The following is a 15,522-nucleotide window of genomic DNA, read 5'->3' on the forward strand; positions in this document are numbered from 1 at the left end:
AACCATCGCGATGGAAGATGGCCTGCGTTTCGCTATCCGTGAAGGCGGTCGTACCGTCGGCGCTGGCGTCGTAGCTAAAATCATCGAATAAGCGGTTGTAATGTATTTTTCGGGCCGGCATAATGGTCGGCCTGATTTTGTTTTAGGTCAGTAGCTCAATTGGCAGAGCGACGGTCTCCAAAACCGTAGGTTGGGGGTTCGATTCCCTCCTGACCTGCCAGATTCACTCGGTGTATCTGGCTTTCTTTTCACAGGATCTTCATAGATGACTCCTAAGGCTGAAGCTCAAGGCTCTCGCTTCGATCTGCTAAAGTGGCTTGTGGTAGCTGCTTTGGTGGTTGTGGGTGTAGTTGGCAATCAGTATTACGCTGCTTCGCCGATCCTGTACCGTGTACTAGCACTGCTCGTGATTGCTGCTGTTGCTGCCTTTGTGGGCCTGCAGACTGCAAAGGGCAAGTCGTTCTTCGTACTGGTTAAGGAAGCGCGCACCGAGATTCGTAAAGTCGTATGGCCAACTCGCCAGGAAACTACGCAGACAACGTTGATTGTTGTTGCTGTGGTTATCGTTATGGCGTTGCTGTTGTGGGGTGTTGATTCCCTGCTCGGCTGGCTTGTTTCCTTGATTGTCGGCTAAGGGTGTCCCGTGGCTAAGCGTTGGTACGTTGTGCATGCTTACTCGGGTTACGAGAAGCATGTCATGCGCTCGCTGATTGAGCGCGTTAAGCTGGCTGGCATGGAAGATGGCTTCGGCGAAATTCTGGTTCCCACTGAAGAAGTGGTTGAAATGCGTAATGGCCAGAAGCGCAAAAGCGAGCGTAAGTTCTTCCCAGGTTATGTGCTGGTGCAGATGGATATGAACGAGGGTACTTGGCACTTGGTCAAGGATACTCCTCGGGTGATGGGCTTCATTGGCGGTACCGCCGACAAACCTGCTCCAATCACCGACAAAGAGGCGGAAGCCATTCTGCGTCGCGTGGCCGATGGTAGTGATAAGCCGAAGCCGAAAACTCTGTTTGAGCCGGGTGAAGTGGTTCGTGTTACCGATGGTCCATTCGCTGACTTTAACGGTACCGTCGAAGAAGTTAACTACGAAAAGAGCCGTGTCCAGGTGGCAGTGCTTATTTTCGGTCGCTCTACCCCGGTAGAGTTAGAGTTCAGTCAGGTCGAAAAGGTCTAACTGAACAAGCATCCCAACCCCGCAGCCCTAGGCTGTGGGGTTTTGTCGTCACTGGGATAAACGCGCAAGTAACCGGGGAGCCTTTCGAGGCGTTCGAACCCGTAATTGGAGTGCCTCATGGCCAAGAAGATTACCGCTTACATCAAGCTGCAAGTGAAGGCCGCTCAGGCTAACCCAAGCCCACCTGTTGGTCCTGCTCTGGGTCAGCACGGCGTGAACATCATGGAATTCTGCAAGGCTTTCAACGCCCGTACTCAGGGTCTTGAAGCAGGTCTGCCGACTCCAGTGATCATCACTGTCTACAGCGACCGTAGCTTCACTTTCGAAACCAAATCCACCCCTGCTTCGGTTCTGCTGAAGAAGGCGGCCGGTCTGACCAGCGGTTCCGCTCGTCCGAACACCGTTAAGGTTGGCACTGTTACCCGTGCTCAGCTGGAAGAAATCGCGAAAACCAAAAACGCGGATCTGACTGCAGCTGATATGGATGCAGCCGTGCGTACTATCGCCGGTTCTGCTCGTAGCATGGGCCTTAACGTGGAGGGTGTGTAATGGCTAAGCTGACCAAGCGTCAAAAGGCTATCGCCGGCAAAATCGAAGCAGGCAAGGCCTACAACATTGTAGACGCTGCTGCTCTGCTGGCTGAGCTGTCGACTGTCAAGTTCAGCGAGTCGTTCGACGTTGCTGTAAACCTGGGTGTAGACCCGCGTAAATCCGACCAGGTTGTTCGTAGCGCTACTGTGCTGCCACACGGCACTGGCAAGACCGTTCGCGTTGCTGTGTTCACCCAGGGTCCAGCTGCTGAGGCCGCTCTGGCTGCCGGCGCTGACCGTGTAGGTATGGACGACCTGGCTGCCGAAATGAAAGGCGGCGACCTGAACTATGACGTAGTGATCGCATCCCCGGATGCCATGCGCGTTGTAGGTCAACTGGGTCAGATCCTCGGTCCACGTGGCCTGATGCCTAACCCGAAAGTCGGCACCGTAACTCCAGACGTAGCTACCGCAGTTAAAAACGCCAAGGCTGGTCAGGTTCGTTATCGCACCGACAAAAACGGCATCATCCACACTTCCGTTGGCAAGATCGGCTTCGATGCCGTCAAACTGAAGGAAAACGTTGAAGCCCTGATCGCTGATCTGAAGCGTATCAAGCCAGCTTCTTCGAAAGGTATCTACGTCAAGCGCGTTACCCTGAGCACCACTATGGGCCCAGGTCTGGTTATCGACCAGAGCTCGCTGGACGCGTAAGACAAAGGTTGGCGCGTTTGATCGCGTCAATTGAAAGATTGGGGTCCCTGCCTGGCGGGGGCTATCCAAGACCGTAGGCGACGCAAGTCTTAAACCATAAGCCTACGCAGATGGTGCTCCCGGTTCCTTACCGAATCAGACACCAAAACGACATTCGGTTTCGACCGAGTGAAACGGTAACAAGCAGGAGTTAAACCCGTGGCAATTAATCTCGAAGACAAGAAGGCCATCGTCGCTGAAGTCAACGAGGCTGCCAAAGTCGCTCTGTCCGCTGTCGTGGTTGATGCCCGTGGCGTAACAGTAGGCGCAATGACCGGACTCCGTAAAGAGGCTCGTGAAGCTGGCGTTTACGTACGTGTTGTACGTAACACCCTGCTCAAGCGCGCTGTTGCTGACACTGAATACAGTGTCCTCAACGACGTGTTCACCGGCCCGACCCTGATTGCATTCTCGAACGAACATCCGGGCGCTGCTGCCCGTATCTTCAAAGAGTTTGCCAAGGGTCAGGACAAGTTCGAGATCAAGGCAGCTGCGTTCGAGGGCAAGTTCCTCGCAGCTAATCAGATCGACGTACTGGCAACTCTGCCGACCCGTGACGAAGCAATTTCTCAGCTGATGAGCGTGATTCAAGGCGCTACCAGCAAATTGGCTCGTACTCTGGCGGCAATTCGCGACCAGAAAGAAGCTGCCGCAGCCTAAGGCTCGTCGACTTCTCGCGTTTTTTGTTTATTTCGATGGTCGCGTAGGCCGTCCCCCAATTCAGGAATTGAGTCATGTCTCTGACTAACGAACAAATCATCGAAGCAATCGGCCAGAAATCCGTAGTGGAAATCGTTGAGCTGATCAAAGCGATGGAAGAAACCTTCGGCGTTACCGCTGCTGCCGCTTCGGCTGGCCCAGCTGTAGCTGCTGCTGCTGTTGAAGAGCAAACCGAGTTCAACGTTGTCCTGGTTGAAGCCGGCGAGAAGAAAGTAAACGTGATCAAGGCAGTTCGTGAACTGACCGGTCTGGGCCTGAAAGAAGCCAAAGAGAAAGTAGATGGCGCTCCTCAGGTTGTAGCTGAAGGCGTTTCGAAAGAAGCTGCTGAAGACGCTAAGAAGAAGCTGGAAGAAGCAGGCGCTAAAGTCGAGCTGAAATAAGTATCGACTTTGCTCCTCCAGCCCGAGCGTCAAGCGACAGGCTGATGGCTGGTGGCTCTTGCCACCGGCCTTTTTCCGTTATTGGCAGCCGACTGGGTCGGTGCTGATAAAGGCGCTGTAACCACCCGATGCGGTGGCGCAAACCATGGGGTTTGCACGATTTTCTGGCTGCTCCCGTCGGGAGGGGCCAAACAAGCAGGTGACCAAGCTGGGGAACGCTGATGGCTTACTCATATACTGAGAAAAAACGTATCCGCAAGGACTTTAGCAAGTTGCCGGACGTCATGGATGTGCCTTACCTCCTGGCCATCCAGCTGGATTCGTATCGTGAATTCTTGCAAGCGGGAGCGACTAAAGATCAGTTCCGCGACGTGGGCCTGCATGCGGCCTTCAAATCCGTTTTCCCGATCATCAGCTACTCCGGCAATGCTGCGCTGGAGTACGTCGGTTATCGCTTGGGCGAACCGGCATTTGATGTCAAAGAATGCGTGTTGCGCGGTGTAACTTTCGCCGTACCTTTGCGGGTAAAAGTGCGCCTGATCATTTTCGACAAAGAATCGTCGAACAAAGCGATCAAGGACATCAAAGAGCAAGAAGTCTACATGGGCGAAATCCCATTGATGACTGAGAACGGTACCTTCGTAATCAACGGTACCGAGCGTGTTATCGTTTCCCAGCTGCACCGTTCCCCGGGCGTGTTCTTCGACCACGACCGCGGCAAGACGCACAGCTCCGGTAAACTGCTGTACTCCGCGCGCATCATTCCTTACCGCGGTTCGTGGCTGGACTTCGAGTTCGACCCGAAAGACTGCGTATTCGTGCGTATCGACCGTCGTCGCAAGCTGCCGGCCTCGGTACTGCTGCGTGCGCTCGGCTACACCACCGAAGAAGTGCTGGACGCTTTCTACACCACCAACGTATTCCACGTTAAAGGCGAAGGCCTGAGCCTGGAACTGGTGCCGCAGCGCCTGCGCGGTGAAGTGGCCGTCCTCGATATCCAGGACGATAAAGGCAAGGTGATTGTCGAGCAGGGCCGTCGTATTACTGCCCGCCACATCAACCAGCTGGAAAAAGCCGGGATCAAAGAGCTGGACGTGCCTCTGGACTACGTTCTGGGTCGCACTACCGCCAAGGTCATCGTGCATCCGGCTACCGGCGAAATCCTGGCAGAGTGCAACACCGAGCTGTCGACCGAAGTCCTGGCGAAAATCGCCAAGGCCGGCGTTGTTCGCATCGAAACTCTGTACACCAACGACATCGACTGCGGTCCGTTCATCTCCGACACGCTCAAGATCGACTCCACCAGCAATCAATTGGAAGCGCTGGTCGAGATCTATCGCATGATGCGTCCAGGCGAGCCGCCAACCAAAGACGCTGCCGAAACCCTGTTCAACAACCTGTTCTTCAGCCCTGAGCGCTATGACCTGTCTGCGGTCGGCCGGATGAAGTTCAACCGTCGTATCGGTCGTACCGAAATCGAAGGTTCGGGCGTGCTGTGCAAGGAAGACATCGTCGCGGTCCTGAAGACTCTGGTCGACATCCGTAACGGTAAAGGCATCGTCGATGACATCGACCACCTGGGTAACCGTCGTGTTCGCTGCGTAGGCGAAATGGCCGAGAACCAGTTCCGCGTTGGCCTGGTACGTGTTGAGCGTGCGGTCAAAGAGCGTCTGTCGATGGCCGAAAGCGAAGGCCTGATGCCGCAAGACCTGATCAACGCCAAGCCAGTGGCTGCGGCGGTGAAAGAGTTCTTCGGTTCCAGCCAGCTGTCGCAGTTCATGGACCAGAACAACCCGTTGTCCGAGATTACCCACAAGCGTCGTGTCTCTGCACTCGGCCCTGGCGGTCTGACTCGTGAGCGCGCGGGCTTCGAAGTCCGTGACGTACACCCGACTCACTACGGTCGTGTCTGCCCGATTGAAACGCCGGAAGGTCCGAACATCGGTCTGATCAACTCCCTGGCTGCGTACGCTCGCACCAACCAGTACGGCTTCCTGGAAAGCCCGTACCGTGTGGTGAAAGAGGGTGTGGTCACCGACGAGATCGTGTTCCTGTCCGCTATTGAAGAAGCCGATCACGTGATCGCGCAGGCTTCTGCGACCATGAACGAGCAGAAAGTCCTGATCGACGAACTGGTAGCCGTACGTCATCTGAACGAATTCACCGTCAAGGCGCCGGAAGACGTCACCTTGATGGACGTTTCGCCGAAGCAGGTAGTTTCGGTTGCAGCGTCGCTGATTCCGTTCCTCGAGCACGACGACGCCAACCGTGCGTTGATGGGTTCGAACATGCAGCGTCAAGCTGTACCAACCCTGCGCGCTGACAAGCCGCTGGTCGGTACCGGCATGGAGCGTAACGTGGCTCGCGACTCCGGCGTTTGCGTCGTGGCTCGTCGTGGCGGCGTGATCGATTCCGTTGATGCCAGCCGTATCGTGGTTCGTGTTGCCGATGACGAAGTTGAAACCGGTGAGGCCGGTGTCGACATCTACAACCTGACCAAATACACCCGCTCGAACCAGAACACCTGCATCAACCAGCGTCCGCTGGTGAGCAAGGGTGATCGCGTTCAGCGTAGCGACATCATGGCCGACGGCCCGTCCACCGACATGGGTGAACTGGCGCTGGGTCAGAACATGCGCATCGCGTTCATGGCATGGAACGGCTTCAACTTCGAAGACTCCATCTGCCTGTCCGAGCGTGTGGTTCAGGAAGACCGTTTCACCACGATCCACATTCAGGAACTGACCTGTGTGGCGCGTGACACCAAGCTTGGCCCAGAGGAAATCACTGCGGACATCCCGAACGTGGGTGAAGCTGCACTGAACAAGCTGGACGAAGCCGGTATCGTTTATGTCGGTGCTGAAGTAGGCGCAGGCGATATTCTGGTGGGTAAAGTCACTCCGAAAGGCGAGACTCAACTGACTCCGGAAGAAAAACTGCTGCGTGCGATCTTCGGTGAAAAAGCCAGCGACGTTAAAGACACCTCCCTGCGTGTACCTACCGGTACCAAAGGTACTGTCATCGACGTACAGGTCTTCACCCGCGACGGCGTTGAGCGTGATGCTCGTGCACTGTCGATCGAGAAGTCCCAGCTGGACGAGATCCGCAAGGATCTGAACGAAGAGTTCCGTATCGTTGAAGGCGCGACCTTCGAACGTCTGCGCTCCGCTCTGGTAGGCCACAAGGCTGAAGGCGGCGCCGGCCTGAAGAAAGGTCAGGACATCACCGACGAAGTGCTCGACGGTCTTGAGCATGGTCAGTGGTTCAAACTGCGCATGGCTGAAGATGCTCTGAACGAGCAGCTCGAGAAGGCTCAGGCCTACATCGTTGATCGTCGCCGTCTGCTGGACGACAAGTTCGAAGACAAGAAACGCAAACTGCAGCAGGGCGATGACCTGGCTCCAGGCGTGCTGAAAATCGTCAAGGTTTACCTGGCAATCCGTCGTCGCATCCAGCCGGGCGACAAGATGGCCGGTCGTCACGGTAACAAAGGTGTGGTCTCCGTGATCATGCCGGTTGAAGACATGCCGCACGATGCCAATGGCACTCCGGTCGACGTCGTCCTCAACCCGTTGGGCGTACCTTCGCGTATGAACGTTGGTCAGATCCTTGAAACCCACTTGGGCCTCGCGGCCAAAGGTCTGGGCGAGAAGATCAACCGGATGGTCGAAGAGCAGCGTAAAGTCGCTGAGCTGCGCACCTTCCTGGACGAGATCTACAACCAGATCGGCGGTCGTAACGAAGATCTGGACAGCTTCTCCGATCAGGAAATCCTGGATCTGGCGAAGAACCTGCGTGGCGGTGTTCCAATGGCCACTCCAGTGTTCGACGGTGCCAAGGAAAGCGAAATCAAGGCCATGCTGAAACTGGCAGACCTGCCGGAAAGCGGCCAGATGCAGCTGACTGACGGCCGTACCGGCAACAAGTTCGAGCGTCCAGTTACCGTTGGCTACATGTACATGCTGAAGCTGAACCACTTGGTAGACGACAAGATGCACGCGCGTTCTACCGGTTCGTACAGCCTGGTTACCCAGCAGCCGCTGGGTGGTAAGGCGCAGTTCGGTGGTCAGCGTTTCGGGGAGATGGAGGTCTGGGCACTGGAAGCATACGGTGCTGCTTACACTCTGCAAGAAATGCTCACAGTGAAGTCGGACGATGTGAACGGCCGTACCAAGATGTACAAAAACATCGTGGATGGCGATCACCGTATGGAGCCGGGCATGCCCGAGTCCTTCAACGTGTTGATCAAGGAAATTCGTTCCCTCGGCATCGATATCGATCTGGAAACCGAATAACACGTGACGCGATCGAGAGCGGGGCAGGACTGCCCGCTCTCTGCTCCGCCAGGAGGAAAGGCCTTGAAAGACCTACTGAATTTGCTGAAAAACCAGGGTCAAGTCGAAGAGTTCGACGCCATCCGTATCGGATTGGCCTCGCCTGAGATGATCCGCTCGTGGTCGTTCGGTGAAGTTAAAAAGCCGGAAACCATCAACTATCGTACGTTCAAACCTGAGCGTGACGGTCTGTTCTGCGCCAAGATCTTTGGCCCGGTAAAGGATTACGAGTGCCTGTGCGGTAAGTACAAGCGCTTGAAGCACCGTGGTGTGATTTGCGAAAAGTGCGGCGTTGAAGTCGCACTGGCCAAGGTTCGTCGTGAGCGCATGGCGCACATCGAACTGGCTTCGCCGGTTGCCCACATCTGGTTTCTGAAATCGCTGCCGTCCCGTATCGGCCTGCTGATGGACATGACCCTGCGTGATATCGAACGCGTTCTCTACTTCGAGAGCTACGTCGTTATCGATCCAGGCATGACCACCCTTGAAAAAGGTCAGCTGCTGAACGACGAGCAGTACTTCGAAGCGCTGGAAGAGTTCGGTGACGATTTTGACGCCCGCATGGGTGCCGAGGCTGTCCGCGAACTGCTGCACGCTATCGACCTGGAACACGAGATTGGCCGTCTGCGCGAAGAGATTCCGCAAACCAACTCGGAAACCAAGATCAAGAAGCTGTCCAAGCGTCTGAAGTTGATGGAGGCCTTCCAGGGCTCCGGCAACCTGCCAGAGTGGATGGTGCTGACCGTTCTGCCGGTTCTGCCGCCAGATCTGCGTCCATTGGTCCCGCTGGATGGCGGTCGTTTCGCGACTTCCGACCTCAACGACCTGTATCGTCGAGTGATCAACCGTAACAACCGTTTGAAGCGCCTGCTGGACCTGTCCGCTCCGGACATCATCGTGCGCAACGAAAAGCGTATGTTGCAGGAAGCTGTCGATGCACTGCTCGACAACGGTCGTCGTGGCCGCGCTATCACCGGTTCGAACAAGCGTCCTCTGAAATCCCTGGCTGACATGATCAAGGGTAAGCAAGGTCGTTTCCGTCAGAACTTGCTCGGTAAGCGTGTTGACTACTCCGGTCGTTCGGTAATTACCGTAGGTCCGACCCTGCGTCTGCACCAGTGCGGTCTGCCGAAGAAGATGGCTCTCGAGCTGTTCAAACCGTTCATTTTCGGCAAGCTGGAAATGCGTGGTCTCGCGACCACCATCAAAGCGGCCAAGAAGATGGTCGAGCGCGAGCTGCCAGAGGTTTGGGACGTTCTCGCGGAAGTGATTCGCGAACACCCGGTTCTTCTCAACCGTGCACCGACCCTTCACCGTCTGGGTATCCAGGCGTTTGAACCGGTACTGATCGAAGGTAAGGCTATCCAGCTGCACCCTCTGGTCTGCGCCGCGTACAACGCCGACTTCGACGGCGACCAAATGGCCGTGCACGTACCGCTGACGCTGGAAGCCCAGCTCGAAGCGCGTGCGTTGATGATGTCGACCAACAACATTCTGTCGCCAGCCAACGGTGAGCCAATCATCGTTCCGTCGCAGGACGTTGTATTGGGTCTGTACTACATGACTCGTGAAGCGATCAACGCCAAGGGCGAAGGTCGTGTGTTCGCGGATCTGCAGGAAGTTGACCGTGTGTTCCGTGCCGGCGAAGCTGCACTGCACGCCAAGGTCAAGGTTCGTATCAACGAAACCGTCAATGACCGTGACGGCAACAGCGTGAGCAACACTCGTATCGTCGACACCACTGTCGGCCGTGCGCTGCTGTTCCAGGTTGTGCCAAAAGGTCTGTCGTACGATGTCGTCAACCTGCCGATGAAGAAAAAGGCGATCTCCAAGCTGATCAACCAGTGCTACCGCGTGGTTGGTCTGAAAGAGACCGTGATCTTCGCTGACCAGTTGATGTACACCGGTTTCGCTTACTCGACCATCTCCGGCGTTTCCATCGGTGTTAACGACTTCGTTATCCCGGATGAAAAAGCCCGCATCATCGGTGCAGCCACCGACGAAGTGAAAGAGATCGAGAGCCAGTACGCCTCCGGCCTGGTAACCCAGGGCGAGAAGTACAACAAAGTGATCGACCTTTGGTCGAAGGCGAACGACGAAGTTTCCAAGGCGATGATGGCCAACCTCTCGAAAGAGAAAGTCATCGACCGTCACGGCGACGAAGTCGACCAAGAGTCCTTCAACTCGATGTACATGATGGCCGACTCGGGTGCGCGGGGTTCCGCAGCACAGATTCGTCAGCTGGCCGGTATGCGTGGTCTGATGGCCAAGCCGGACGGTTCCATCATTGAAACGCCGATTACTGCGAACTTCCGTGAAGGTCTGAGCGTACTCCAGTACTTCATCTCGACTCACGGTGCTCGTAAAGGTCTGGCGGATACCGCGTTGAAAACTGCGAACTCCGGTTACCTGACTCGTCGTCTGGTAGACGTGGCGCAGGATCTGGTTGTAACCGAGATCGATTGCGGCACCGAACACGGTCTGCTGATGACTCCGCATATTGAAGGCGGTGACGTTGTAGAGCCGTTGGGTGAGCGCGTATTGGGTCGTGTTATTGCCCGTGACGTATTCAAACCAGGCACCGAGGACGTTATCGTTCCTGCCGGTACCCTGGTAGACGAGAAGTGGGTCGAGTTCATCGAGCTGAACAGCATCGACGAAGTGATCGTGCGTTCGCCGATCAGCTGCGAAACCCGCTATGGTATTTGCGCCAAGTGCTACGGCCGTGATCTGGCTCGTGGTCACCAGGTGAACATCGGTGAAGCGGTCGGCGTTATCGCTGCCCAGTCCATCGGTGAACCGGGTACCCAGCTGACAATGCGTACGTTCCACATCGGTGGTGCGGCAAGCCGTACTTCCGCAGCCGACAGCGTTCAGGTGAAGAATGGCGGTACCGTCCGTCTGCACAACCTGAAACACGTTGAACGAGTGGATGGCCACCTGGTTGCTGTGTCCCGTTCCGGTGAGCTGGCAATCGCTGATGACTTCGGTCGTGAGCGTGAGCGTTACAAGCTGCCGTACGGTGCTGTGATTTCGGTTAAAGAAGGTGACAAGGTCGACGCTGGCGCAATCGTGGCCAAGTGGGATCCGCACACTCACCCAATCGTTACCGAAATGAAAGGTACCGTGACCTACGTGGGCATGGAAGAAGGCATCACGATCAAGCGTCAGACTGACGAATTGACCGGTATGACCAACATTGAAGTACTCGACGCGAAAGATCGTCCAGCTGCGGGCAAGGAAATCCGTCCAGCAGTGAAGATGGTCGACGACAACGGCAAGGATCTGTTGCTGCCAGGCACTGACGTTATCGCTCAGTACTTCCTGCCAGCCAACGCCCTGGTCGGTGTTGCGGACGGTGCGAAGATCGCGATCGGTGATGTTATCGCTCGTATCCCGCAAGAAACTTCGAAAACCCGCGACATCACCGGTGGTCTGCCGCGTGTTGCCGACCTGTTCGAAGCTCGTCGTCCGAAAGAAGCGTCGATTCTGGCTGAAGTCAGCGGCACCATCGCGTTCGGTAAAGAGACCAAAGGCAAGCGCCGTCTGGTTATTACCCCGAACGACGGTAGCGATCCGTACGAAGAGCTGATTCCGAAGTGGCGTCACCTGAACGTGTTCGAAGGCGAACAGGTTAACCGCGGCGAAGTTATCTCCGACGGTCCAAGCGATCCGCACGACATCCTGCGTCTGCTGGGTGTGAGCGCGCTGGCCAAGTACATCGTGAACGAGATCCAGGACGTTTACCGTCTGCAAGGCGTGAAGATCAACGATAAGCACATCGAGACCATCCTGCGTCAGATGCTGCGTAAAGTTGAGATCTCCGAGTCCGGCGATTCCAGCTTCATCAAGGGCGACCAGATGGAACTGACTCACGTACTGGTAGAGAACGAGCGTCTGAATGCGGAAGACAAATTTGTCTCCAAGTTCACCCGCGTTCTGCTGGGTATCACCAAGGCGTCGTTGTCGACCGAATCGTTCATCTCGGCGGCTTCCTTCCAGGAAACCACCCGCGTACTGACCGAAGCGGCAGTCACTGGCAAGCGCGACTACCTGCGCGGCCTGAAAGAAAACGTGGTCGTGGGTCGTCTGATCCCGGCCGGTACCGGTCTGGCTTATCACAGCGAGCGCAAGCGTCGTCGTGATGCAGACAAGCCGTTGCGCGTAAGCGCCAGTGAAGTGGAAGCTGCACTGACCGAAGCGCTGAACTCGAGCGGTAACTGAGTTCTGCGGTAAATAAGCTGAGGCCCTGATCGCTCCGTTCGTCGAATCGAGACAAATTGTCAAGGTTCGACGGGCGGGGAGGTCGGGGCCTTGCCTTGACTGGGGGCAAGATCCTCTTTAGACTCTTGATCCCCTAAATTTGGCGGGAATCCGTTCCTGTCATTTTGCTTTTCTTGCAAGACAATAGCGTCGCAAGACAACAGTGGAGCTAGTAGATGGCAACTATCAACCAGCTGGTACGTCAGCCGCGTAAGCGTATCGTCGAGAAATCCGACGTACCTGCGCTGCAGAACTGCCCGCAACGTCGTGGCGTGTGCACCCGTGTGTACACCACCACGCCGAAAAAACCTAACTCGGCACTGCGTAAAGTATGCCGTGTGCGTCTGACCAACGGTTTCGAGGTTTCCTCGTACATCGGTGGTGAAGGCCACAACCTGCAAGAGCACAGCGTGGTACTGATCCGTGGCGGTCGTGTAAAAGACTTGCCAGGTGTTCGTTACCACACCGTTCGCGGCTCCTTGGATACTTCCGGCGTTAAAGGCCGTAACCAGGGTCGTTCGAAGTACGGTACCAAGCGTCCGAAGTAATCGGCCGTTTTGCAGATTTTCATTTTATTGAGTCGATAAGAGTAAGGTCGGGCTTGCATCCACTGGATCTGTCCCGAACTAACCTGAAGACCGCTTGAGGGCTTATCATGCCAAGACGTCGCGTAGCAGCAAAGCGTGAGATTCTGGACGATCCGAAATACGGAAGCCAGATCCTCGCCAAATTCATGAACCACGTTATGGAAAGCGGCAAGAAAGCCGTTGCCGAGCGTATCGTTTATGGTGCCCTGGAAACCGTGAAGGCTCGTAAGGCCGGCACCGATCCCCTGGAACTCTTCGAAAAAGCACTCGACGCCATCGCTCCGCTGGTCGAAGTGAAGTCGCGCCGCGTTGGTGGTGCTACTTACCAGGTTCCGGTCGAGGTTCGTCCTTCCCGCCGTAACGCTCTGGCAATGCGCTGGTTGGTAGACTTCGCCCGTAAGCGTGGCGAGAAGTCTATGGCTCTGCGCTTGGCTGGCGAACTGCTGGATGCTGCTGAAGGTAAAGGTGCTGCTGTTAAGAAGCGTGAAGACGTGCACCGTATGGCCGAAGCCAACAAAGCTTTCTCGCACTACCGCTTCTAATTTTAGCTTCACTAATTTTGCGAGGGCTTTATGGCTCGTACTACTCCGATTAGTCGCTACCGTAACATCGGTATCGTCGCTCACGTGGATGCTGGTAAAACCACCACCACCGAGCGCGTCCTTTTTTACACTGGCAAAAGTCACAAAATGGGCGAGGTGCATGACGGCGCCGCGACCACAGACTGGATGGTGCAGGAGCAGGAGCGTGGTATTACCATTACTTCTGCTGCCATCACCGCCTTCTGGAAAGGTTCCGAGAAGCAGTATCCTCACGAACACCGCTTCAACGTCATCGATACCCCGGGCCACGTAGACTTCACCATTGAAGTTGAGCGTTCCCTGCGCGTACTCGACGGCGCTGTCGTTGTATTCTGCGGTACTTCGGGTGTTGAGCCTCAGTCGGAAACCGTATGGCGTCAAGCCAACAAATACGGCGTTCCACGTCTTGTTTACGTAAACAAGATGGACCGTGCTGGTGCCAACTTCCTGCGCGTGATTGGTCAGATCAAACAGCGTCTGGGTCACACTCCAGTGCCGATTCAGCTGGCTATCGGTTCGGAAGACAACTTCCAGGGCCAGATCGACCTGATCAACATGCAGGCTGTTTACTGGAACGACTCTGACAAGGGTATGGTTCCTGTTCGCAAGGAAATCCCTGCGGACATGCTCGAGCTGGCTTCTGAGTGGCGCAGCAACATGGTTGAGGCTGCGGCCGAAGCCAGTGAAGAGCTGATGAACAAGTATCTGGAAGGCGAAGAGCTGTCGATCGAAGAGATCAAGGCTGCTCTGCGTCAGCGCACTATTGCTGGCGAAATCGTTCTGGCTGTGTGCGGTTCTTCGTTCAAGAACAAGGGCGTTCCCCTGGTTCTCGACGCCGTTATCGACTTCCTGCCTGCTCCAACCGACATTCCTGCGATCAAGGGTTCCAACCCTGATAACGAGGAAGAGGAAATGGAGCGTCACGCAAGTGACGACGAGCCGTTCGCGGCGCTGGCGTTCAAAATCGCTACTGACCCATTCGTGGGTACCTTGACCTTCGTCCGCGTTTACTCGGGCGTGTTGAACTCCGGCGACGGCGTGATCAACTCGGTTAAAGGCAAGAAAGAGCGCGTGGGTCGTATGGTGCAAATGCACGCAAACGCCCGTGAAGAGATCAAGGAAGTGCGCGCTGGCGACATCGCGGCCCTGATCGGCATGAAGGACGTCACCACTGGTGAAACCCTCTGCAACGCTGACAAACCAATCATCCTGGTTCGTATGGACTTCCCGGAGCCGGTTATTTCGGTTGCCGTAGAGCCTAAGACCAAGGATGACCAGGAAAAAATGGGTATCGCACTGGGCAAGCTGGCTCAGGAAGACCCGTCTTTCCGCGTTAAGACTGATGAAGAGACTGGTCAGACGATCATCTCCGGCATGGGCGAGCTGCACCTGGACATCCTGGTTGACCGGATGCGCCGTGAGTTCAACGTCGAAGCCAACATCGGCAAGCCTCAAGTTTCGTACCGTGAGCGCATCACGAAGAACTGCGAAATCGAAGGCAAGTTCGTTCGCCAGTCCGGCGGTCGCGGCCAGTTCGGTCACTGCTGGATCCGTTTTGCTCCTGCTGACGAAGGTCAGGAGGGTCTGCAATTCCTGAACGAAGTAGTAGGTGGTGTGGTTCCTAAGGAATACATCCCGGCTATCCAGAAGGGTATCGAAGAGCAGATGAAGAACGGCGTTGTTGCCGGCTATCCGCTGATCGGCCTGAAGGCTACCGTGTTCGATGGTTCTTACCACGACGTCGACTCCAACGAGATGGCGTTTAAAGTGGCTGCTTCCATGGCGACCAAGCAACTGGCCCAGAAGGGTGGTGGTGAGTTGCTCGAGCCGATCATGGCGGTAGAGGTTGTTACGCCTGAAGACTATATGGGTGATGTGATGGGCGACCTTAACCGTCGTCGCGGCATGATCCAGGGTATGGAAGATACAGTGTCCGGCAAGGTTATCCGTGCCGAGGTTCCACTGGGTGAGATGTTCGGTTATGCGACCGACGTTCGTTCCATGTCCCAGGGTCGCGCAAGCTACTCTATGGAATTCAAAAAATACGATACGGCTCCGTCGCACATCGTCGAGTCCGTAACCAAAAAACAAGGCTGATTCAGCCCCTTTAGGCTAGGAGTTAATTGTCGTGGCTAAAGAAAAATTTGATCGTTCCCTACCGCACGTCAACGTTGGCACCATTGGTCACGTTGACCAC

General features: G+C 55.8%; 11 protein-coding genes, 1 tRNA gene and 2 pseudogenes. All 14 read left to right on the forward strand.

Annotated features, from left to right (window positions below):
- A pseudogene (locus tag OC71_RS27325) lies at nt 1-91 on the forward strand (elongation factor Tu); the annotation flags it as partial.
- Nucleotides 92-144: 53 nt separating this feature from the next.
- Nucleotides 145-220: transfer RNA gene (locus OC71_RS26465), tRNA-Trp, on the forward strand.
- Nucleotides 221-265: 45 nt separating this feature from the next.
- A complete protein-coding gene (secE, locus tag OC71_RS26470) occupies nt 266-634 on the forward strand; it encodes a preprotein translocase subunit SecE (RefSeq protein WP_041074957.1) in 369 nt (122 codons plus the stop codon).
- 9 nt (nt 635-643) lie between these two features.
- Nucleotides 644-1,177 carry a transcription termination/antitermination protein NusG gene (nusG, locus tag OC71_RS26475; RefSeq protein WP_025113545.1) on the forward strand — a complete coding sequence of 178 codons (534 nt, stop codon included), beginning with the start codon at nt 644-646 and terminating at the stop codon, nt 1,175-1,177.
- A 117-nt stretch (nt 1,178-1,294) separates the two neighbouring features.
- Entirely contained in the window at nt 1,295-1,726 is a 432-nt protein-coding gene (gene rplK, locus OC71_RS26480; RefSeq protein WP_003228756.1) for a 50S ribosomal protein L11, read from the forward strand.
- The gene (rplA, locus tag OC71_RS26485; protein ID WP_003228754.1) at nt 1,726-2,421 is read left to right on the forward strand and encodes a 50S ribosomal protein L1; all 696 of its coding nucleotides are present in this window, start codon (nt 1,726-1,728) and stop codon (nt 2,419-2,421) included. The genes rplK and rplA overlap by 1 nt, the downstream gene beginning before the upstream one ends.
- 198 nt (nt 2,422-2,619) lie before the next feature.
- On the forward strand, nt 2,620-3,120 hold the full coding sequence (gene rplJ, locus OC71_RS26490) for a 50S ribosomal protein L10 (RefSeq protein ID WP_003228752.1): 501 nt from the start codon (nt 2,620-2,622) through the stop codon (nt 3,118-3,120).
- Between the two features lie 74 nt (nt 3,121-3,194).
- On the forward strand, nt 3,195-3,560 hold the full coding sequence (gene rplL / locus OC71_RS26495; protein WP_041074960.1) for a 50S ribosomal protein L7/L12: 366 nt from the start codon (nt 3,195-3,197) through the stop codon (nt 3,558-3,560).
- Nucleotides 3,561-3,781: 221 nt separating this feature from the next.
- The gene (gene rpoB, locus OC71_RS26500; protein WP_027614262.1) at nt 3,782-7,855 is read left to right on the forward strand and encodes a DNA-directed RNA polymerase subunit beta; all 4,074 of its coding nucleotides are present in this window, start codon (nt 3,782-3,784) and stop codon (nt 7,853-7,855) included.
- 63 nt (nt 7,856-7,918) lie between these two features.
- A complete protein-coding gene (gene rpoC, locus OC71_RS26505) occupies nt 7,919-12,118 on the forward strand; it encodes a DNA-directed RNA polymerase subunit beta' (protein WP_041074962.1) in 4,200 nt (1,399 codons plus the stop codon).
- Nucleotides 12,119-12,333: 215 nt separating this feature from the next.
- On the forward strand, nt 12,334-12,705 hold the full coding sequence (rpsL, locus tag OC71_RS26510; RefSeq protein WP_003186084.1) for a 30S ribosomal protein S12: 372 nt from the start codon (nt 12,334-12,336) through the stop codon (nt 12,703-12,705).
- A gap of 107 nt (nt 12,706-12,812) precedes the next feature.
- Entirely contained in the window at nt 12,813-13,286 is a 474-nt protein-coding gene (rpsG, locus tag OC71_RS26515; RefSeq protein WP_003228745.1) for a 30S ribosomal protein S7, read from the forward strand.
- 30 nt (nt 13,287-13,316) lie between these two features.
- Entirely contained in the window at nt 13,317-15,422 is a 2,106-nt protein-coding gene (gene fusA, locus OC71_RS26520; RefSeq protein WP_041074964.1) for an elongation factor G, read from the forward strand.
- Nucleotides 15,423-15,453: 31 nt separating this feature from the next.
- Nucleotides 15,454-15,522: pseudogene (locus OC71_RS28435) on the forward strand (elongation factor Tu); the annotation flags it as partial.

It is taken from the genome of Pseudomonas sp. W15Feb9B, from assembly GCF_000828175.1.
GTDB lineage: Bacteria > Pseudomonadota > Gammaproteobacteria > Pseudomonadales > Pseudomonadaceae > Aquipseudomonas > Aquipseudomonas parakoreensis.

Excerpts from the sequence above, each read along its gene's own strand:
- rpsG (WP_003228745.1), top strand. The coding sequence starts at position 12,813 with ATGCCAAGACGTCGCGTAGCAGCAAAGCGTGAGATTCTGGACGATCCG.
- rplK (WP_003228756.1), top strand. The coding sequence starts at position 1,295 with ATGGCCAAGAAGATTACCGCTTACATCAAGCTGCAAGTGAAGGCCGCT.
- rplA (WP_003228754.1), top strand. The coding sequence starts at position 1,726 with ATGGCTAAGCTGACCAAGCGTCAAAAGGCTATCGCCGGCAAAATCGAA.
- fusA (WP_041074964.1), top strand. The coding sequence starts at position 13,317 with ATGGCTCGTACTACTCCGATTAGTCGCTACCGTAACATCGGTATCGTC.
- rpoB (WP_027614262.1), top strand. The coding sequence starts at position 3,782 with ATGGCTTACTCATATACTGAGAAAAAACGTATCCGCAAGGACTTTAGC.
- rplL (WP_041074960.1), top strand. The coding sequence starts at position 3,195 with ATGTCTCTGACTAACGAACAAATCATCGAAGCAATCGGCCAGAAATCC.
- secE (WP_041074957.1), top strand. The coding sequence starts at position 266 with ATGACTCCTAAGGCTGAAGCTCAAGGCTCTCGCTTCGATCTGCTAAAG.
- rpsL (WP_003186084.1), top strand. The coding sequence starts at position 12,334 with ATGGCAACTATCAACCAGCTGGTACGTCAGCCGCGTAAGCGTATCGTC.